The 19,388-nt window shown below is 61.3% G+C and carries 7 protein-coding genes; all 7 read left to right on the top strand.

The window, feature by feature from the left end; genetic code table 11:
* The first annotated feature begins 164 nt into the window (after nt 1-164).
* The 7 genes from O9H32_RS20760 (at nt 165) to O9H32_RS20730 (ending at nt 19,314) form a co-directional block, all read left to right on the top strand.
* Nucleotides 165-893, top strand: a complete 729-nt coding sequence (locus O9H32_RS20760) for a metallophosphoesterase family protein (protein ID WP_269868043.1) — start codon at nt 165-167, stop codon at nt 891-893.
* A 27-nt stretch (nt 894-920) separates the two neighbouring features.
* The gene (locus tag O9H32_RS20755) at nt 921-2,327 is read left to right on the top strand and encodes a peptidoglycan DD-metalloendopeptidase family protein (protein WP_269868042.1); all 1,407 of its coding nucleotides are present in this window, start codon (nt 921-923) and stop codon (nt 2,325-2,327) included.
* Nucleotides 2,324-3,241, top strand: coding sequence for a Vgb family protein (locus O9H32_RS20750; RefSeq protein WP_269868041.1), 918 nt, complete (start codon nt 2,324-2,326; stop codon nt 3,239-3,241). Before O9H32_RS20755 ends, O9H32_RS20750 begins: the two co-directional genes overlap by 4 nt.
* On the top strand, nt 3,184-4,359 hold the full coding sequence (locus tag O9H32_RS20745) for an S-layer homology domain-containing protein (RefSeq protein WP_269868040.1): 1,176 nt from the start codon (nt 3,184-3,186) through the stop codon (nt 4,357-4,359). The genes O9H32_RS20750 and O9H32_RS20745 overlap by 58 nt, the downstream gene beginning before the upstream one ends.
* A gap of 179 nt (nt 4,360-4,538) precedes the next feature.
* On the top strand, nt 4,539-4,706 hold the full coding sequence (locus O9H32_RS20740) for a hypothetical protein (RefSeq protein ID WP_269868039.1): 168 nt from the start codon (nt 4,539-4,541) through the stop codon (nt 4,704-4,706).
* A gap of 879 nt (nt 4,707-5,585) precedes the next feature.
* Nucleotides 5,586-6,872: a diaminobutyrate--2-oxoglutarate transaminase gene (ectB, locus tag O9H32_RS20735; RefSeq protein ID WP_269868038.1), complete on the top strand. Its 1,287-nt coding sequence runs from the start codon at nt 5,586-5,588 to the stop codon at nt 6,870-6,872.
* A 136-nt stretch (nt 6,873-7,008) separates the two neighbouring features.
* Entirely contained in the window at nt 7,009-19,314 is a 12,306-nt protein-coding gene (locus tag O9H32_RS20730) for a non-ribosomal peptide synthetase (protein WP_269868037.1), read from the top strand.
* Nucleotides 19,315-19,388: the final 74 nt, after the last annotated feature.

The raw sequence follows: 19,388 nt of genomic DNA, 5'->3' as shown, positions 1-19,388 counted from the left end.
GCCGCTTGCAAGCACGAAGCGCGGGCTGCGGACCGGCGCTTTTTTTTGATTTGTTACATTATTGGAGAGTATAACTCGCATTGTTCTTAAAAGGACGGCGAAACCGTTTATCTTATTGCCCGGGCAATGTTATAATTTGGTAAGCTCACGAAAGGAGACCAGACATGAAACTGGCATTTATATCGGATATTCACGGGAATTGTACGGCGCTGGACGCCGTACTGGAAGATATCAGGGGCAGGGAAGCGGACGAGATCTACATCCTCGGCGATCTTTGCTACCGGGGGCCGGAGCCCAAGAAGTCGCTGGATACGGTGCGTTCCCTGCACGCGCAGGTGATCAAGGGCAATGCGGACGAATGGGTAGTCCGCGGTGTAAGGCAGGGGGAGGTGCCGGATTCGGCCCTGGGCCTTATGAATGAAGAGCGGGAGTGGACCCTGTCGCAGCTGAACGAGGAGGATCTTGGCTATCTGAAGGAACTGCCGGAATCGCTGCATTTGCAGAAAGATGGGGTGTCGATTGAAGCGTTTCATGCGACACCGGACAGTCTGTTCGCAATCGTCCCGCCCGGAGCAGCCGAGGAGGAACTGCAGGCGAAGCTGATGAAGTCCGCAGCAGCGGATCTGTATGTCTATGCGCATATCCACAAGCCCTACATACGGTATCTGGACGGCAGGGCCGTGATCAATACCGGGAGCGTCGGTCTGCCGTTCGACGGGCTGCCGCTGGCATCGTACGCCATGGTCGAGATAGGGCGCGGCGGCATACACGCGTCGATCCACCGCGTTGCCTACGATATCGAAGAAGTCATCCGGCAGTATGAAGCGGGGGAGTACCCTAACCGGGCGATGATGGCCGGGATACTCCGCAGCGGAAGGATCCAGGCAGGATGACGGGGTGCAGAAGGGAGACGGAGGCAAGTGACATTCAATCGCAAGCAAGCTGAGCGCCGGGGGGCGCCCGGTACAGGACGCTCGAGGCTGCGCCTGCTTGGCCTGTGTCTCGGAGCGGCCGGGGCGGCGATCCTCGTGTACTCGCTCGTACGCGGACCGGGAGGGATTCCGCTGCCGGCGCGGGAGACGCTGTCTGCGGGAGGGGAGCACAGCGTGCCCTCCCGTGAGCCGGTCGCATTCCGCATGACGGATCCGGACCACGGCTGGATCCGTTACGCAGACGGGTGGCAGTCGACCTCCGACGGAGGGGCGACCTGGACCGAAGGCCGCGGAGAACCGCCCGCCGAAGCGCAGGGGCAGGACGGGCTGGCGGAGGCGGTGCCCGCTCCGGCGATTGCCTCCCTGAGCTACAAGGCCAAGGAGTATCCGGTGAAGGGGCTCCAATTCGCTAGCGAGGAGCTGGGCTGGGCGCTGGTCGGGGAGGGGCCGGGCGGCCGTCTGCTCGTCACGGCGGATGGCGGTGCATCGTGGCAGGCTGAAGTGACGGATGCGGTCCGGGAAGCGTTCCGCGAAGCGAAGCGGCGTCTTCAAGGGATGAAGGAGGAGCTGCCCTTGTACGATTCGGCGGCCACCGCCAAGCTGGCCTTCCAATCCGAGTGGCTGCTTCTGCCCGAATCGGCGGCGCCGGGCGATGCGGTGCTCGTGAGGCACAAGAAGCCGGGATCGGTGTACTGGGACGGCAGGACGTATGTCCTGCAGCCTTACGGAGCCGGATACTTCACCTATCTGCCGATTGGCATGGACGCGAAGCCCGGCAACTACCCGATCGGGGACCGGACCTTGGCCGTGACGGCCAAGACGTTCCCGAAGCAGGATCTGCGCGTGACCGAAGAGCTGAATGCCATGCGGCAGGATACGAAGCGGATCGCAGCGGACCAGGCGCTGATCAACAAGGCAAGGAGTGTCTCCGAGCCCCGGTTCTTGTCCACGGCTGCCTTCCTCGTTCCGGTGGAGGGGCGGCTGACGACACCGTATGGGCATAGGCGCTATGTTAACGGAAAGTTCAGCGGAGCGCACCTGGCAGTGGATCTGGCGGCGCCGGAAGGCACCCCGGTGAAGGCGGCGAACGACGGGATCGTCGCGTTGTCCGAACCGTTATATCTTACGGGCAATTCCATTTATATCGACCATGGCATGGGGTTGTTCTCCCAATATGCGCATCTGTCCAAGCTGCAGGTGAAAGCGGGGGATAAGGTGAAGCGTGGCGATGTTATCGGTCTCGTGGGGACGACAGGCTTCTCGACAGGCCCCCATCTGCATTTTACTTTCTGGATGCACAACGTGCAGGTGAACCCGACCCTGTTCTGGGATACGACCCCGTTTCATTGGCTGAAACATACAGAGGGAGAACCAAAGAAGGGGGAAGCGAAATGAGCGGAAACGTGCATATCCATGAATATGTCATTCCGGGCGAGACGGTATTGCCCTATGGAATCGCGGCAGGACCGGACGGCGCGCTGTGGTTCACGCAGCACAAGGGAAATGCGATAGGACGCATCACAGCGGACGGGAAGATCGCTTCGTTCCCTTTTCCGTCGCCGGATGCGGGGTTGTCTTCGATCACGGCGGGCGGGGACGGCTGCATGTGGTTCACAGCTTACCAATCGGGCAAGCTGGGCCGTATAACGATGGGCGGCGCGGTTACGGAGTATGCGCTTCCGGAGGCGGAATCCGGTCCGTTCGGCATCGTGCAGGGGCCGGATGGGGCGATGTGGTTCACGGAAAGCGCAGGGGGCCGGATCGGCCGCTTCAGTACGGCGGGAGAGCTTACAAGATATGATCTTCCCCGGCCCGGCTCGTTCCCGTCCTTTATTGCCTGCGGATTGGATGGGGCGCTGTGGTTCACGGAGAACGGGGGCAACGCCATTGGCAGGATCACGACGGACGGAGACATCCGGGAGTTTCCGCTGCCGGCGGAGAGGTCGGGACCGGTAGGCTTATGCGTAGGACCGGACGGGGCGCTCTGGTTCACCCAGCTTCTCGGCAACCGGATCGGGCGGATCACGGCCCAAGGACACATTAGCGAGTATGCTCTCCCCTCGGAGAATGCCCGGCCGCATGCCATTGTCTCCGGCCGGAACGGCGAGCTGTGGTTCACGGAGTGGGGCGCCAACCGGATCGGGCGCATCACGGTGGACGGCGAGGTTACGGAGTATCCGATCCCGACAGAGGGAGCGGAACCGCATGGCATTGCGCTAGGGGTGGATGGTGCCGTCTGGTTCGCAGAGGAATGCAACCGGATCGGCCGGCTTCTCCCCCCTTCGCGCGGCTCCAGCGGGAAAGCGTGACGGCAGTCATGACCCACATGGCCAAGGGCCGGCTGACGGCAATTATGGCGGCGGCGATGATGGCCGTAGGGACAGCGGGATATCCGGTCCCAAGGGCGGCGGCGGAGTCGGAGCAAGCGGCGCCGTCCGATCTTCACGGCCACTGGGCCGAGAGGGAAGCGGCGTCGATGATGTCAGAGGGCCTCATCGCCGGTTATCCTGACGGGAGGTTCCGTCCGGATGAGGCCATAACCCGCGCCGAATTCTTGAGGCTTGCCGTCACCACGGCGCGGCCGCCGCTGCCGGAGAGAGAGCCGGCGTTTTTGGATGTGCCTGCGGAGCATTGGGCCGCACCTTATGCGGCAGCCGCCTTGCGGGCGGGAATCATCCGAAGAAGCGAGTGCCCGGAGGGGCTGCTCCGGCCGGGCCAGTCCATATCGAGAAGCGAGATGGCGGTGAGCGCGGCGAGGGCGCTGAAGCTTCAAGAAGCAGAGAATCCCCTTCCGTACCCCGATATTGCCGGTCTCCCCGAGGCCGGTCTGATCTCAGCGGCTGCGCGCATCGGTCTTGTGACCGGCTTCGCGGACGGGGCTTATCGTCCGAACGATCCGGCCACGCGCGCCCAGGCCGCCGTCTTGATAACCCGCATGAGGCTCTATCTCGCTCTAGGGACGACGGGAGTTGAGAGGGAACGGGCGAAGGGTCCTGCAGGAGACGGTACGGTCCTGCTGGATAGGCATTTCCTGGAGGCTGGGAGGCTGTACGGCACCGGCGTCTACCTCGGGATGGCGAAGAAGGAAGTGGCGGACCGGTATGGTGCGCCCCTCTCTAAGGGGAGCGGAGAGGGGGATTACACGCTGGATTACCCGGGCATTCTACAAGGCCGGACCGTGACCCTGCATTTTTCATATGACTTCGACAGGGTGGAAGAGGAGGTCGTCGGCGCGTATTCGGTCGACCTTGGACTGTGCCGGGATGCGGTCCTCAGCCGGCTTGGCGGCCCGGCGGATGAGGGGACGGACGCAGCCGGCGGCGGGTATTTTCTCCATTATGCTTATGATGTATATGATGTGTTCTTCCGTTCCTCCGGGGCGGACGGCGCCGGTCCTTTCAGCATGAAGGTTACCGGCAAGGGGTGAGGGGACCCGGCCAGGTCTCAGCCGGAATCCGAAAGAGCATGAGGACGGTACCTGGGTATCGACGAGAATCGCGTGAACAATGTGCGAATTTCGCGAAAACGGCAGATCCATCACGAAACTAATTTCGTAATCGGCGTCGGCCCCTCCTAGTCGGATACCTTACGGAAGGGGAGTGCGGCATGGACAGGCGATGGTGTCCGGACGAAGCGGCCGCTAGGCCGATCGTGAAAAGCAGGAGGCCTTACGGCCGGGGAATGCCGGTTCGCAGCAGACCGATCGCGGCGGCGAGCAGCAGCCGGTACAGATCCATGTGCGCGGGGCTCTTCACGGTGTCATACAGCGAATAAGGGAATGAAACGCGGCGCTTCTCCGAAGGTGAAGCGCTTTTTGTATATCTCGCCAGAGCTCGATCCTGTCTTTTTGTATTTTTTATAAACGCGCATCGTTCTTAAAGGACGATGCGCGTTTATCTCGTTTCTGTGCGGGACTTTCGCCCTACTTTATGGATGGAGGGGGCGGGGGATTAGGGGAAGGATATCTTATATCCATGCATCGCAGCTCGCGTATCGGCCCCCGATTTTTGTAAAGGAATTGTAAAGAATTCTTTCCACCCCGGCTGTCATTTCCTTTAGTTAAGCTGGTAAATCAAATGGAAGCGTCTGTTCCCCCGGGTTTTTCTTTAAATAATATTTATGTTGGCATAATACAGCATTCACACTTCAACGGTATGATGGTAGAAGTGCAAAATACAATATCATACCTGTTATTACCGTCATTCAAGTGGTTTACATAGGGAGGGGAACATCAGCGAATTAGTGTTTTCGTAGCATGTTAATTTAGGAAGACTAATGTATATAATTAACAACTGAAGTCAGATTATACAATTTTCCCATCCTAGAGAGGGGAGCGTGAACTACTCCCATTACTGATATGGGCTTGTGAGAAGCCTTGTGTTCACCACTAAATTTTTCCTCCTTTCGTGATTATTCTGCTTTATCCACAGCCTCATTGTGACTCTCAACCCATGCTCTTTTCTTCTAAACCTTAGCCACTTTCAATTCCATCCAGCCCGTTAGGCTCCTTCCACATCTGGAGGCTGTCTTCATGCCGCTCTGTCCGGTTTCCTGTTATCCTGGAAAATTCACATCAGAAGGCGCGGGCTGCTTACCCGGCTCCTAGTTCAGGCCAAACCCCAGAGGGGGAACCCATCTTAAGGAGTGTTATTGATGACCCAAACATTCGAATTGCTGGAATCCAACGTGAGATCGTACTGCCGCTCGTTCCCCGATATGTTCGTCCGTGCCAAAGGATCGATTCTGCATGCAGAGAGCGGAAGAACGTATATTGACTTTTTTGCCGGCGCCGGCGCCTTGAACTATGGACATAACAATGACTACATCAAACGCGCGCTCATCGAGTACTTGGAATCCGACGGCGTCAGCCACGGCCTGGATCTGTATACCTCCGCGAAGGAAAAATTCCTGCAAACCTTCTCGGACAAAATCCTGAAACCCCGCAATCTGGAGTATAAAGTGCAATTCTGCGGTCCGACCGGTACGAATGCCGTAGAAGCGGCCTTCAAGCTGGCACGCAAGGCGAAAGGCCGTACCGGCATTTTCTCCTTCATGGGCGCCTTCCATGGCATGTCGCTCGGCAGCCTGGCGGCGACCAGCAGCTTGTACCACCGCGAAGCGGGCGGCGTACCGCTGCATGATATTACGTTCATGCCGTTCCCTGCGGGATTCATGGAAGGGTTCGATACGATCGGCTATATGGAACAGGTGCTCACCGACGACCATTCGGGTATCGCGAAGCCTGCCGCCATTATCCTCGAGACGATCCAGGCGGAAGGCGGACTGAATATCGCCCCGGTAGAGTGGCTGCACCAGCTTCGGGATCTGTGCGACCGCCACGATATTCTGCTTATCGCGGACGACATTCAGGTGGGCTGCGGCCGGACAGGCCCCTTCTTCTCCTTCGAGCGGGCCGGCATCGTTCCGGACCTCGTCGTGCTCTCGAAGTCGATCAGCGGGTACGGCCTGCCGATGTCTCTCGTGCTGATGAAGCCGGAGCTTGACGTATGGAAGCCGGCAGAGCACAACGGAACGTTCCGCGGGAACCAGCTGGCCTTCGTGGGCGCGACGGCGGCGATCGAGTTCCGCGAGCTGACCCGGATGGAAGAAGAAACGAAGCTCAAGGCGAAGTATGTCGAGGAGTTCCTCCGCAACGAGATTCTGCCACTGAGCAAGGATATCACCATTCGCGGGGAAGGCCTGCTGTGGGGAGTTGACGTATCGGCGAGCGCCGACGAGCAGCTCTCCCAGGCGATCGCCTCCCGCTGCTACGAACTCGGCTTGATTATCGAACGCGCCGGCCGTCGCAGTTCGGTCGTGAAGCTGCTGCCGGCCCTCACCATCACCATGGATGAGCTGGCTGCAGGCTGCGCGATTCTGAAGCAGGCCGTAGCCGAGTGCGTGGAGAAGACTGAGGCGCCACAGCCCGTGCTGGTATAAAGTCCCTATCGGTTCCGGTGACCCGTGCCGGACAACCGCCTTCCTGCGAAGCGCCTTCGGGCCGGCAGGAGGGCGGCTGCCTGGCATTATGCAAGCCATCCAAGCCACGAAACTCGAGATCAAGGGAGCGTCAATAATGAACGAGAGTACGAAGCAGCGGTATCCGTTGACACAAGCGCAGCAGCGCATCTGGTATATGGAAATGATGAATCCGGGCACGACCCTCACGATGATCGGCGGAACGCTGATGCTTCAAGGGAACATCAACGAGCCCGCTCTGGAGCGCGCGATCCGCCAAGTTTTATGGGAACATGACGCCTTCCGGATCCGGTTCGGAAGTGACGCGGAAGGACCCTGCCAGTGGTTCGAAGATAAAGCGGACTTCACTCCGGAGTTCGACACAGTGAAAGTACAAGGCCGCGCGGAAGCCGAAGCCTGGATGGAAGCGTTCAGTACGGTTCCCCTGCCTATGATGGGCAGCAAGCTGTATCACTTCGCCGTACTGCTTCTGGGCGATGGCGAATATTGGGTTACATTGAAGTTGAATCATCTCATCGCCGACGGGTTGTCTGCGAATCACCTTCTCCGGTTTGTGACGGAGAACTATATCGGTATCACTAGCTCTGACAATCAGGGAGATGGGGCAGGGGCCGAGCCGTCAAACGTGCCGCTCCTAAGTTCTTATCTCGATTATATACAGGCCGAGCAGGAGTACGAGGCTTCCGAGCGTTACGTGAAGGATAGAGCCTATTGGCTCGACAAATTCAGCTCGATGCCCGAAGTTACGGGACTGAAGCCGTATCCATCCTACAGCATCAGCTCGGAAGCCCGGCGTTCTACCTACACCGTGAAGGGAGAACGGTACGGACAGCTCAAGCGGTTCAGCGAGGAGCGCAATATCTCGATATTCAATCTGTTCCTCGGCGCCGTATACATACTGCTCTACAAGCTGACCGGCTATCACGATATTCCCGTCGGCACCATGTACGCCAACCGGACGAACAAGAAGGACAAAGAAGCGATAGGCATGTTCGCGAGCACGGTAGCTACGCGGGTTGCGCTGGACGGAGAACAGGAACTGTTCGCGGTGCTGCAGGAAGTATCCAAAGCGCAGAAGTCGGACCTCCGCCACCAGAAGTATCCCTATAACCGTCTCATTGAAGATTTGAGAAAAGAGCATGGTACGAGCGAGATTCAAGAACTGTTCCGGGTGTCGCTGGAATACCTGCCGCTCCGGTGGTCGCAGTACGAGAATCTCCGGGTGTTCCAGATGAGTACGTTCTTCGGCCACGAAGGGGATGACTTCCTTGTCCGTGTGGACGACATGTTCGACGAAGAGGAGATCTTCCTGCATATCACCTACCGGACACAACTCTTCAGCGAAGAAGAGATCGACAGGCTCCGGGAACAGCTTCTGACGATCGTGGACTGCGTGCTGGAGCATCCCAACATGAAAGTGCGGGAGCTGTCGGTTCTCGGAGACGACGAGCGGGAGCGGATTCAGCATGTCTTCAACCCGGCACCCGTGCCGCTGCCGGAGGGGCTGTCGGCGCTGCACCGCCGCTTCGAGGAATGGGCGGCCCAGTCGCCGGACCTGCCGGCTGTAGCCGACAAGGAGAACCGGTTAACGTACGGGGAGCTGAACGCCCGGGCGAACCGGCTCGCCCGCATGCTGGTGAGCAGCGGGGTCGGACGGGAGTCCCTGGTCGGGATCATGGCGGACCGCAGCGTGGACCTGCTCGTAGGCGTCCTGGCGGTATGGAAGGCGGGCGGCGCTTATGTGCCGATCGATCCGGATTATCCGGCGGACCGGATCCGCTACATGCTCGAAGACAGCAAGGCGGCGGTGCTGCTCACGCAGACTCCTGCCATGGAGCGGGTGGAGCAGTGGCGGCAGGAAGGACTCGCGCTGGAGCACGTCTTCTGCCTGGATGACGGGGCGCTGCGCAACGGGGCTTCGGAGAATCTGCCGCACCTGAGCGATGGATCGGATCTGGCTTACCTGATCTATACCTCCGGGACGACGGGACGCCCCAAAGGCGTTATGATCGAACACCGCAGCCTGCTGAACACGGCGGATGCGTACCGCCGGGAATACCGGCTGGGCGAATTCCCGGTACGGCTGCTGCAGCTGGCGAGCTTCTCCTTCGACGTATTCGTCGGCGATATCGCCCGGACGCTGTATAACGGCGGAATGATGGTCATTTGCCCCAAAGAAGACCGGATCGACCCGCAGCGCCTGTACGGCTGGATCCGCGACGAGGAGATCACTGTCTTCGAATCGACGCCGGCGCTGATCATTCCGTTCATGGACCACCTGGCGGCGGAGAACATCCAGCTGCCTTCGATGAAGCTGCTCATCACGAGCTCGGACAGCTGCAGCGTAGCGGATTACCGGGTGCTGCAGGAGCGCTTCGGCTCGCAATTCCGCATCATCAATGCTTATGGCGTGACCGAAGCGGCGATCGATTCGAGCTTCTACGATGAGCCTCTGTCCGCGCTGCCGGAGTCGGGCAACGTGCCGATCGGCCGGGCCTGGCTGAACGCAAGCTTCCAGATCGTCGACCCTTACCTGAATCCCGTTCCCGTCGGCGTGCTCGGCGAGCTGTGCATCGGCGGGTCCGGTGTAGCCAGAGGATATTGGGGGCAGCCGGAACTGACGTCGGAGAAGTTCGTCATGAGCCCGTTCGCCGCCGGCGAGCGGCTGTACCGTACCGGAGACCTGGCGCGCTGGACGGCGGACGGCCAGGTGGACTTCATCGGGCGGATCGACTACCAGGTGAAGATCCGGGGCTTCCGGATCGAGCTCGGAGAGATCGAAACGGCGCTGCTGCGCTTTGGCGGCGTCCGGCAGGCGGTAGTGGTCGACCTCGCGGATGACCGGGGCCAAAAATATCTTTGCGGCTACGTGGCGGCGGATGAATCGCTGGACCTGGCGGCGCTTCAGACGAGTCTGGAGCAGGAACTGCCGGTGCATATGGTCCCTGCGCGCATGATGCGTCTGGACCGGCTGCCCTTGACCCCGAACGGCAAGATCGACCGCAAGGCGCTGCCGGTGCCGCAGGAGCCGCTTCGTGCGGCCGGCACTTATGACGCTCCGCGGACGGAGATCGAGAAGGCCATCGCCGCAGCTTGGCAGGAGATCCTCGGCATTGAGCGCGTCGGCCGCAGGGATCACTTCTTCCAGCTCGGCGGCGATTCCATCAAGTCGATCCAGGTCTCATCCCGGCTGCACCGGGCGGGCTACAAGCTCGATGTGCGCGACTTGTTCAAATATCCGACGATCGCAGCCCTCGGCGCGCAAGTTCAGCCGCTGCTTCGGCTGGCGGACCAGGGAGAAGTCAAGGGAGAGGCGGAGCTCACGCCTGTCCAGTCCTGGTTCTTCCATCAAAGCTTCGCCGATCCGCACCATTATAACCAGTCGATGCTGCTCCGCCGCACGGACCGGTTCGACGAGCAAGCCCTGCGGCAGGTGCTGCAGAAGCTGACGGAACACCATGACGCCCTCCGGATGGTATTCTCCCGCCAGGCGGACGGACGCTTCCGGGCCTACAACCGGGGCATCGGAGAAGGCGAAGCCTTCACGCTGGAGACAGCGGACTTCCGGGGCGCGGGCGATCCGGCTGCCGAAGTCGGGGCCCATGCCGATGCGCTGGCACGGAGCCTGCGGCTCGAAGAAGGACCGTTGTTCAAGGCAGGGTTGTACCGCTGCGATGACGGGGACCATCTCTACCTCGCGATTCACCATCTTGTCATCGACGGGGTCTCCTGGCGCATTCTGCTCGAAGATCTCGCGCTCGGCTACGAGCAGGCATCGCGGGGCGAAGCGGTCCGCCTGCCGGCGAAGACCGACGCTTACCGCTCTTGGGGGGAGAAGCTCGCGCTCTATGCGCAGAGTCCGGCCCTTCAGGCTGAACGGGACTACTGGAGCCGGTTCGCAGCGCTCGATATTCCTCCGCTGCGCAAGGACTACGAGGCGGAGGCCCCTCTCCAGCAGAGCAGCGAATCGGTGACCGTCCGGTGGAACGAGGACGAGACCCGCCGGCTGCTCCAGGAAGTTCACCGCGCTTACCGCACGGAGATGAACGATATTCTTCTGACCGCCCTGGCGCTGGCTGTCAGCGAGTGGAGCGGAGAGAACCGTGTGCTCGTGAACCTGGAAGGACACGGTAGGGAAGAGATCGTGCCGGATACCGACATGACGCGCACCGTGGGCTGGTTCACCAGCGAATATCCGGTGCTGCTCGAGACGCTGGAAGAGCGGAACCTGTCCCGGCAGATCAAGAAGATCAAGGAAGATCTGCGGGGCATCCCGAACAAAGGGATCGGTTACGGCATCTGCCGGTACCTGCCTGGCGGAGCGGACTCCGCATCGGAACGGGCCGCATGGGGCGCGGAGCCTTCCGTCTCCTTCAACTATCTGGGGCAATTCGACCAGGATCTCGAGAAGGGCGGCGTGGAATTCTCGCCGTATCCGAAGGGCGCAGACGTGAGCGAAAACCAGGTACGCGGTTTTCTGCTCGACATCAACGGCATGGTCTCCGGAGGCTCCCTCGTGATGGACCTCAGCTACAGCAGCGGGGAATACCGGAGGGAGACGGTCGAAGAGCTGGCGGGCTGTCTGCACCGCAGTCTGCAGGAGATCATCGCGCACTGCACGGCGATCGGTGAGCCGGTCCTGACGCCGAGTGACGTCCAGGTGAAAGGCATGACCGTAGAGGAATTGGACGGGATCGTAGAAGCGGTGCGGGAGCTCGGCGAGCTCGAGAACATCTATCCGCTCACGCCGATGCAGAAGGGCATGTGGTTCCATCATACGCTCGACCGGGAGGCCACTGCCTACTTCGAAGTCACGCGATTCCGGCTCCGGGGGGAGCTCGATGTGGAGGCCTTCTCGCTCAGCTGGAACCGGCTGGCACAGCGTCATGAGGCGCTGCGGACGGGCTTCTACGGCGGATGGAGAGGGGAACCGCTGCAGCTTGTCTACCGCGAGAAGCCGGTCGGCTTCGCCTATGAGGATCTGCGCGGCTTGACGGCAGAGCAGCAGGAGCTTCGCCTTGCGGAGATCGAGGCGGCCGACAAGCTCCAGGGCTTCGATCTGGAGAAGGATGCGCTGATGCGCGTCACGGTGACCCGTACGGAGGAGCAGGGCTATCACGTCCTCTGGACCTCGCACCATATTATTATGGATGGCTGGTGCCTGCCTCTCATCGCTGGAGAGCTGCTCGAGACCTACCGTGCGCTCGTGGGCGGAGGGGCGCCGGAGCTGAGCGAAGCCCCGTCCTATGCCCGGTATATCGAGTGGCTGGAGCATCAGGACAGCGAAGCCGCAGGAAGCTACTGGCAAGGGCTGCTCTCCGGCTACGAAGGCCAGACGGTACTTCCTCATGCGAATACGCCGAAGCCAGGCGACGTCTATGAGCCGGTCCACACGGAATGCCGGCTGAACCCGGCGCTGAGCGGACGGCTGAGTGCGGTCGCCCGCGAATATCAGGTGACCCTGAATACGTTGATGCAGGCGGTGTGGGGCATCCTGCTCCAGAAGTACAACGGTACGGACGATGTCGTCTTCGGTGGCGTCGTCTCAGGCAGACCGGCGGATATCCAGGGCATCGAGGAGATGATCGGTCTCTTCATCAATACGATTCCGGTACGGGTCGCCTGCAGTCCGGAAGAGAGTGCGGCCGAAGTCATGAAGAAGCTTCAAGAGAGCGCCCTGGCCTCGGCCCGGTACGATACTTATCCGCTCTATGAAATTCAGGCGCGCACTGCACAGAAGCAGTCGCTGATCTCGCATGTCGTCGCGTTCGAGAACTATCCGATGGACGAGCAGCTGGTGCAGGCGGCCGGCGAAGAGAACGGAGAGCTCCGCATCACGGATGTGGAGGTTGCCGAACAGACGAACTATGATTTTACGCTGATGATTATCCCGGGAGATGAGATCCGGGTCCACGCGGACTATAACGGCAGCGTGTTCGAGCGCAGCGGCATTGAGCGGCTTATGGGCCATCTGGTTCATGTGCTCGGTCAGATTGCTTCCAATCCGCATATCCCGGTCGGGGAGCTGGAGCTGTCCACCGAACCGGAAGTCAGCGAAATTATGGAAATCTTCAACGATACCGATGCCGATTATCCGGGGGATGCCACGATTCACGGCTTGTTCGAACAGCAGGCGCAGCGGACGCCGGATGCGGTGGCCGTTATCTTCGAAGGAGAGTCGCTGACTTACCGGGAGCTGGACCGCAGAGCGAACCGGCTTGCCCATACGCTGCGGAGCCTAGGAGCCGGCCCGGACGGACTTGTCGGCCTAATGGCCCGCCGCTCCCTGGACATGATCGTCGGCATCATCGCCATCCTGAAGTCAGGCGGCGCCTACGTGCCGATCGATCCCGAATACCCGGAAGAGCGGATCGCCTATATGCTGCAGGATTCCGGGGCGAAGCTGCTGCTTGTGCAGCGGGAGCTTCAGGAACAGGCCGCCTTCGAAGGAACGGTCATCCTGCTGGATGACGAGCGTTCGTATGCCGGGCCTGAGGACAGTCCGCAGAGCGGGGCGGGGCCGGAGCATCTCGCGTACGTCATCTATACATCGGGGACGACGGGCAAGCCGAAGGGCACGCTGATCGAGCACCGGAACGTGGCAAGGCTGCTGTTCAACAACCGGAACCTGTTCGATTTTGGCACCGGAGATACTTGGACCTTCTTCCACTCATTCTGCTTCGACTTCTCGGTGTGGGAGATGTACGGCGCGCTGCTCTACGGCGGCAGGCTGGTGGTTGTCCCTGCACTTACAGCCAAGAATCCGGCCCAGTTCCTTCAGCTGCTGAAGGAGCAGCAGGTGACGATCCTGAACCAGACGCCGACCTACTTCTACCAGCTGCTCCGCGAAGCCTTGGCGGAGGAGGGGACTCCTCTGCAGCTTCGTCAGGTGATCTTCGGAGGCGAGGCGCTCAGCCCGCAGCTGCTGCGGGAATGGAGAAGCCGTTACCCGGCTGTACAGCTTATCAACATGTACGGCATTACCGAAACGACCGTGCACGTGACCTATAAAGAGATAACCGAGAGAGAAATGGAGCAGGGCAAAAGCAACATCGGCCGCCCGATCCCTACGCTCCAGGTGTACATTCTGGACGGCAACGGAAAGCATGCGCCTGCAGGCGTCGCCGGCGAGATGTATGTGGCGGGAGCAGGACTCGCCCGCGGGTACTTGAACCGGCCGGAGCTGACGGCGGAGAAATTCGTGCCGAATCCCTTCGTCCCCGGCGAGCGGATGTACAAGAGCGGCGACTTGGCCCGCTGGATGCCGGACGGCAGCATCGAGTACCTGGGCCGGATCGACCATCAGGTCAAAATCCGCGGCTATCGCATCGAGCTCGGCGAAGTCGAGTCCCGGCTGCTGGATCTCGGGCCGGTACAGGAAGCCATCGTTCTCGCCAGGCAGGATGCGGCGGGACAGCCGCACCTCTGCGCGTACTTCGTCGCGGACCGGACGATGACCGTCAGCGAGATCAAGGGCCTGCTCTCGGAGCAGATGCCGGCTTATATGCTGCCTACGTACTTCGTGCAGCTTGAACGTATGCCGCTCACCTCCAACGGGAAGACCGACCGCAAGGCGCTCCCGGCACCTGAGGAGAGCCTGAATACCGGCGGGGCGTTCCTCGCTCCCCGCACGCCGGCCGAAGCGCAGCTTCTGGCGATCTGGCAGGAGGTGCTGGGCGTCCGCCGGATCAGCGTCACGGACAGCTTCTTCGAACTCGGCGGGCATTCGCTCCGCGCGACGACGCTGGTCAGCCGCGTACGGCAGGAGATGGGAGCCGAACTGCCGCTGCGGGATGTGTTCCGTTATCCGACGATCGCCGAGATGGCCGAAGCGCTGGGGCAGACGGAAGAGAAGGCCTACGCGCCGATCCCCGCTGCCGCAGAGCGGACCTATTATCCGGTCTCCTCGGCGCAGAAGCGATTGTATATCCTTCATCAGTTGGAAGGCGCACAGCTCAGCTACAACATGCCGGGACTGATCGAGCTGCAGGGCACGCTGGACCGGAGCCGCTTCGAAGAAGCGTTCCGCTCGCTGATCGACCGGCACGAGACGCTGCGTACGGGCTTCTGGATGGAAGACGGCGAGCCGGTGCAGGCGGTCAGCGCGGCCGTGGACTTCGCCGTAGAAGAATGGCCTGCCCTAGAGGGCGCCAGTGACGATCTCCTGAACGGCTTCGTCCGCGCCTTCGACTTGGCCAAGCCGCCACTGCTGCGGATCGGGCTCGCGAAGCAGGCGGAAGACCGTTATCTCATGCTCTTCGATATGCACCATATCATCTCCGACGGGGTCTCCATCGATATTCTGGTCGAAGAATTCACGAAGCTGTATAACGGGCAGACGCTTAACGCCCTGCCGCTGCAATACAAAGACTATGCGGTATGGCAGCAGTCCGAGGAACAATCCGGGCGCAGGAAGCAGGAGGAAGCTTACTGGCTCCGCGCATTCGCCGGTGAACTTCCGGTCCTCGAGATGCCTGCGGATTATCCGCGTCCAGCCGTGCAGAGCTACGATGGGGAGACGCTGGACTTTACGGTGGATGCCGAAGTCAATGGCGCTTTGAACCGGCTAGCCGCCGAGAGCGGCACGACGCTGTACATGGTGCTGCTCGCCTCCTTTAAGGTGCTGCTTCATAAGTATACGGGCCAGGAGGATATCGTAGTCGGCACGCCGATCGCCGGGAGAACTCACGGAGATCTGCAGGGGCTGATCGGGATGTTCGTCAATACCTTGGCCGTACGCAGTTATCCGGGGGCCGGGAAGACGTTCTTGACGTACCTCGGAGAAATCAAGGAAACGCTGCTCGGCGCCTACGAATATCAGGATTATCCGTTCGAGGAACTCGTAGAGAGTCTGAGGCTGGCCCGGGATCTGAGCCGCAATCCGCTCTTCGATACGATGTTCACCCTGCAGAATACGGAGAACAAGGCGTTCGGCCTTGAAGGTCTGGAACTGACTCTTCGTCCAACGGGCGCAAGCGTATCGAAGTTCGATTTGTCCCTTGACGTGACCGAGAAGGACGGTGCGCTCGAATGCTCGCTGGAGTATGCGACAAGCTTGTTCAAGCGGGAGACGGCCGAGCGGCTGGCAGGCCACTTCCGGCAGCTGCTCCAGGCGGTAGCGGGGCAGCCGGAAGCGGAGATCCACCGGCTGGACATGCTCACCGGGAGCGAGAGGGCAGAACTGCTCCGCGCGTTCAACCCTCCGGCATCGGATGCGCTGGACGCACCGCTTCACCGCACGTTCTCGGAGCTGTTCGAGGAGCAGGCGGCCCGCACGCCGGACCGGCTTGCGGTCGTATACGAGAAGAGCGAGCTGACCTACGGGGAGCTGAACGGCAGGGCGAACCAGCTCGCGCGGACGCTCCGAGGCCGTGGCGTGGGGCCAGGCCGCCTCGTCGGCATCCTGGCGGACCGCTCCGTGGACTTGCTCGTCGCTGTCATGGCCGTATGGAAGGCCGGCGGAGCTTATGTGCCGGTCGACCCGGACTATCCGGCCGAGCGCATCCGCCTCATGCTCGAAGACAGCGAAGCTTCCGTGCTGCTGACGCAGACACACTTGAAGGAGCTCTCCGAGGAATGGCTGGCTGCGGGCGGGGCAGGCAAGACCGTGCTGTGCCTGGACAACGAACCGCTGTTCAGCGGGGACGCATCGAACTTGACCGCGCTTGCCGGCCCAAGCGATCTGGCCTACGTGATCTACACGTCGGGCACGACCGGACGGCCGAAGGGCGTCATGATCGAGCACCGCAGCCTCGTGAACACGGCAGACGGCTACCGCAGGGAGTACCGGCTGGACCGGTTCCCGGTACGGCTGCTGCAGCTGGCGAGCTTCTCCTTCGACGTATTCGTCGGGGACATCGCCCGGGCGCTCTACAACGGCGGCCTCATGGTCATCTGCCCGCAGGAAGACCGGATCGATCCGGCACGTCTGCATCACTGGATCGTGGAGCGGGAGATTACGGTATTCGAATCGACGCCGGCGCTCATCGTGCCGTTCATGGAATATGTACACGAGCAGGGGCTGGCGCTGGATTCCATGGAGCTGCTCATCACGAGCTCGGACAGCTGCAGTGTCTCCGACTACCGGACGCTCCAGGAGCGGTTCGGCTCGCAGATGCGGATCATCAACGCTTATGGCGTGACCGAAGCGGCGATCGACTCCAGCTTCTATGACGAGCCGCTGTCTGCTCTGCCGGCAGCCGGCAGCGTGCCGATCGGACGCGCTTGGCTGAATGCCGCGTTCTATATCGTAGATGCGTACCTGAACCCGGTGCCGGTCGGCGTGCTCGGCGAGCTGTGCATCGGCGGAGCCGGGGTGGCGCGGGGCTACTGGAACCGGGAGGACCTGACGGCGGAGAAATTCGTTGACAGCCCGTTCGCCCCGGGCGAGAAGCTGTACCGCACCGGCGACCTGGCGCGCTGGACGGCGGACGGCCAGGTGGACTTCATCGGCCGGATCGACCACCAGGCGAAGATCCGCGGCTACCGGATCGAGACCGGCGAGATCGAATCTCTCCTGCTGCAGACTGCCGGCGTGAGAGAAGCCGTAGTGGCCGTCGTAGAGGACGGCAGCGGAGGCAAGGCGCTGTGCGCTTACTATGCGGCAGACGAGAGCGGCAACCGTGAGGAGGCCGTGACGGCCGCCGGGCTGCGCGAGGGGTTGTCGCAGATCCTGCCGGGCTATATGATCCCGTCCTACTTCGTACAGCTGCCGAAGCTTCCACTGACGCCGAACGGGAAGATCGACCGCAAAGCGCTGCCGAAGCCGCAGGGCGGAGCAGACTCCGGTATGGCGTACGTCGCACCGCGGACCGGGCTCGAAGGGAAGCTGGCGCAGATCTGGGAGAAGGTGCTCGGCACGGAGCAGATCGGAGTCAAAGATAACTTCTTCGAGCGGGGCGGCCATTCGCTGCGGGCGACGACGCTAGTAGGCCGTATAGCCAAAGAGCTTGGGGCCGAGCTGCCGCTGCGCGAAGTGTTCCGCTGCCCGACCGTCGAGGCGATGGCCTTGGCAATCAGAAGCTTGGAGACGCAGGCGCGCGCCGGGATTCCCCGGGCGGAGGAGCAGCCTTATTATCCGGTCACCTCGGCCCAGAAGCGGCTGTTCATCCTGCAGCAGCTCGAAGGGGCGGAACTGAGCTACAACATGACGGGCTTCTATACGCTGGCAGGGAAGATCGACCGCGACCGGTTCGAAACCGCATTCCGCCAGTTGATCGGCAGGCATGAGATCCTGCGAACCGGCTTCCGCATGGCCGGCGGCGTTCCCGTGCAAGTGGTACAGCCGGCAGAAGACACCTCATTCCTCGTGGAGTACTTCAAGGCGGCGGGCGAGGAGGAGGCCAGAGGGATTGCCTCCCGATTCGTGAGAGCGTTCGAGCTGGAGCAGCCGCCTCTGCTGCGGGCCGGGCTCATCGAGCTGGAGGCGGAGCGCCATATTCTCTTGTTCGATATGCATCATCTCATCTCCGACGGCGTCTCGGTCGATATCCTGGTGGAAGAATTCAGCCGGTTGTACGGGGGAGAAGAACTCCCGCCGCTTCCGCTTCAATATAAAGATTACGCGGTATGGCAGAACTCGGCGGAGGGAGTGGAGCGGATTGCCGCCCAGGAAGCCTATTGGCTGAACATGTTCCACGGGGAGCTGCCGAAGCTCGAACTGCCGACCGACTATGCGAGACCCGCACGCCGGAGCTACGAAGGCGATGCGCTGCAGTTCGGCGTCCCGCTCGCGCTCGGCAGCAAGCTGGAAGGCTTGGCCGAAGCATCCGGCACGACCTTGTACATGGTGCTGCTGGCCGCCTACAGTGTTCTGCTCCACAAGTATTCGGGCCAGGAAGATATCGTCATCGGTACGCCGGTGGCGGGCAGAAGCCACGCGGACCTGGAGCCGCTCATCGGAATGTTCGTCAACACGTTGGCGCTCCGCACGGCTCCTGCACGGGAGAAGCGGTTCTTGGCTTATCTCGAGGAGATCCGCGAAGTGACCCTCGGCGCGTACGAACACGGGGAGTATCCATTCGAGGAACTGGTCGAGAAGCTTCAGGCGCCTTGGGATGCGAGTCGGAACAATCCGCTGTTCGATACGGTGTTTGCGCTGCAGAATACGGAAGACACGGAGCTGGCGTTAGGCGGTCTGACGGTGGAGCCTTATGACGACGGGGCTACGGCGGCGAAGTTCGACCTCGTGCTGGAGATGGGACAGCGGGACGGCGGTTTGTACGGCAGGTTCGAGTACAGCACGGCCCTGTTCTCCGGAGGCATGATCGGCAATCTGGCGGATGACCTGCTGGGCATCCTGGAACAGCTTGGAAGCCAGCCGGACATCACCATCGGGGAGATGGGGCTGAAGAGTCAGACAGGCATGGAAACAGCGGTGGAAGAAATCGATTTTGCATTCTAAGGCATAAGGCATCAGCCCGTCCGCCGGAAGAGCGCGTTCGTGAAACGCGTGGACGGCAAGGGGGGAGCGACGGG

Source organism: Paenibacillus caseinilyticus, assembly GCF_027533645.1.
Lineage (GTDB): Bacteria > Bacillota > Bacilli > Paenibacillales > NBRC-103111 > Paenibacillus_G > Paenibacillus_G caseinilyticus.
Note: the sequence above shows the minus strand (reverse complement) of the source record. Positions and strands in the feature narration are given on the sequence as shown.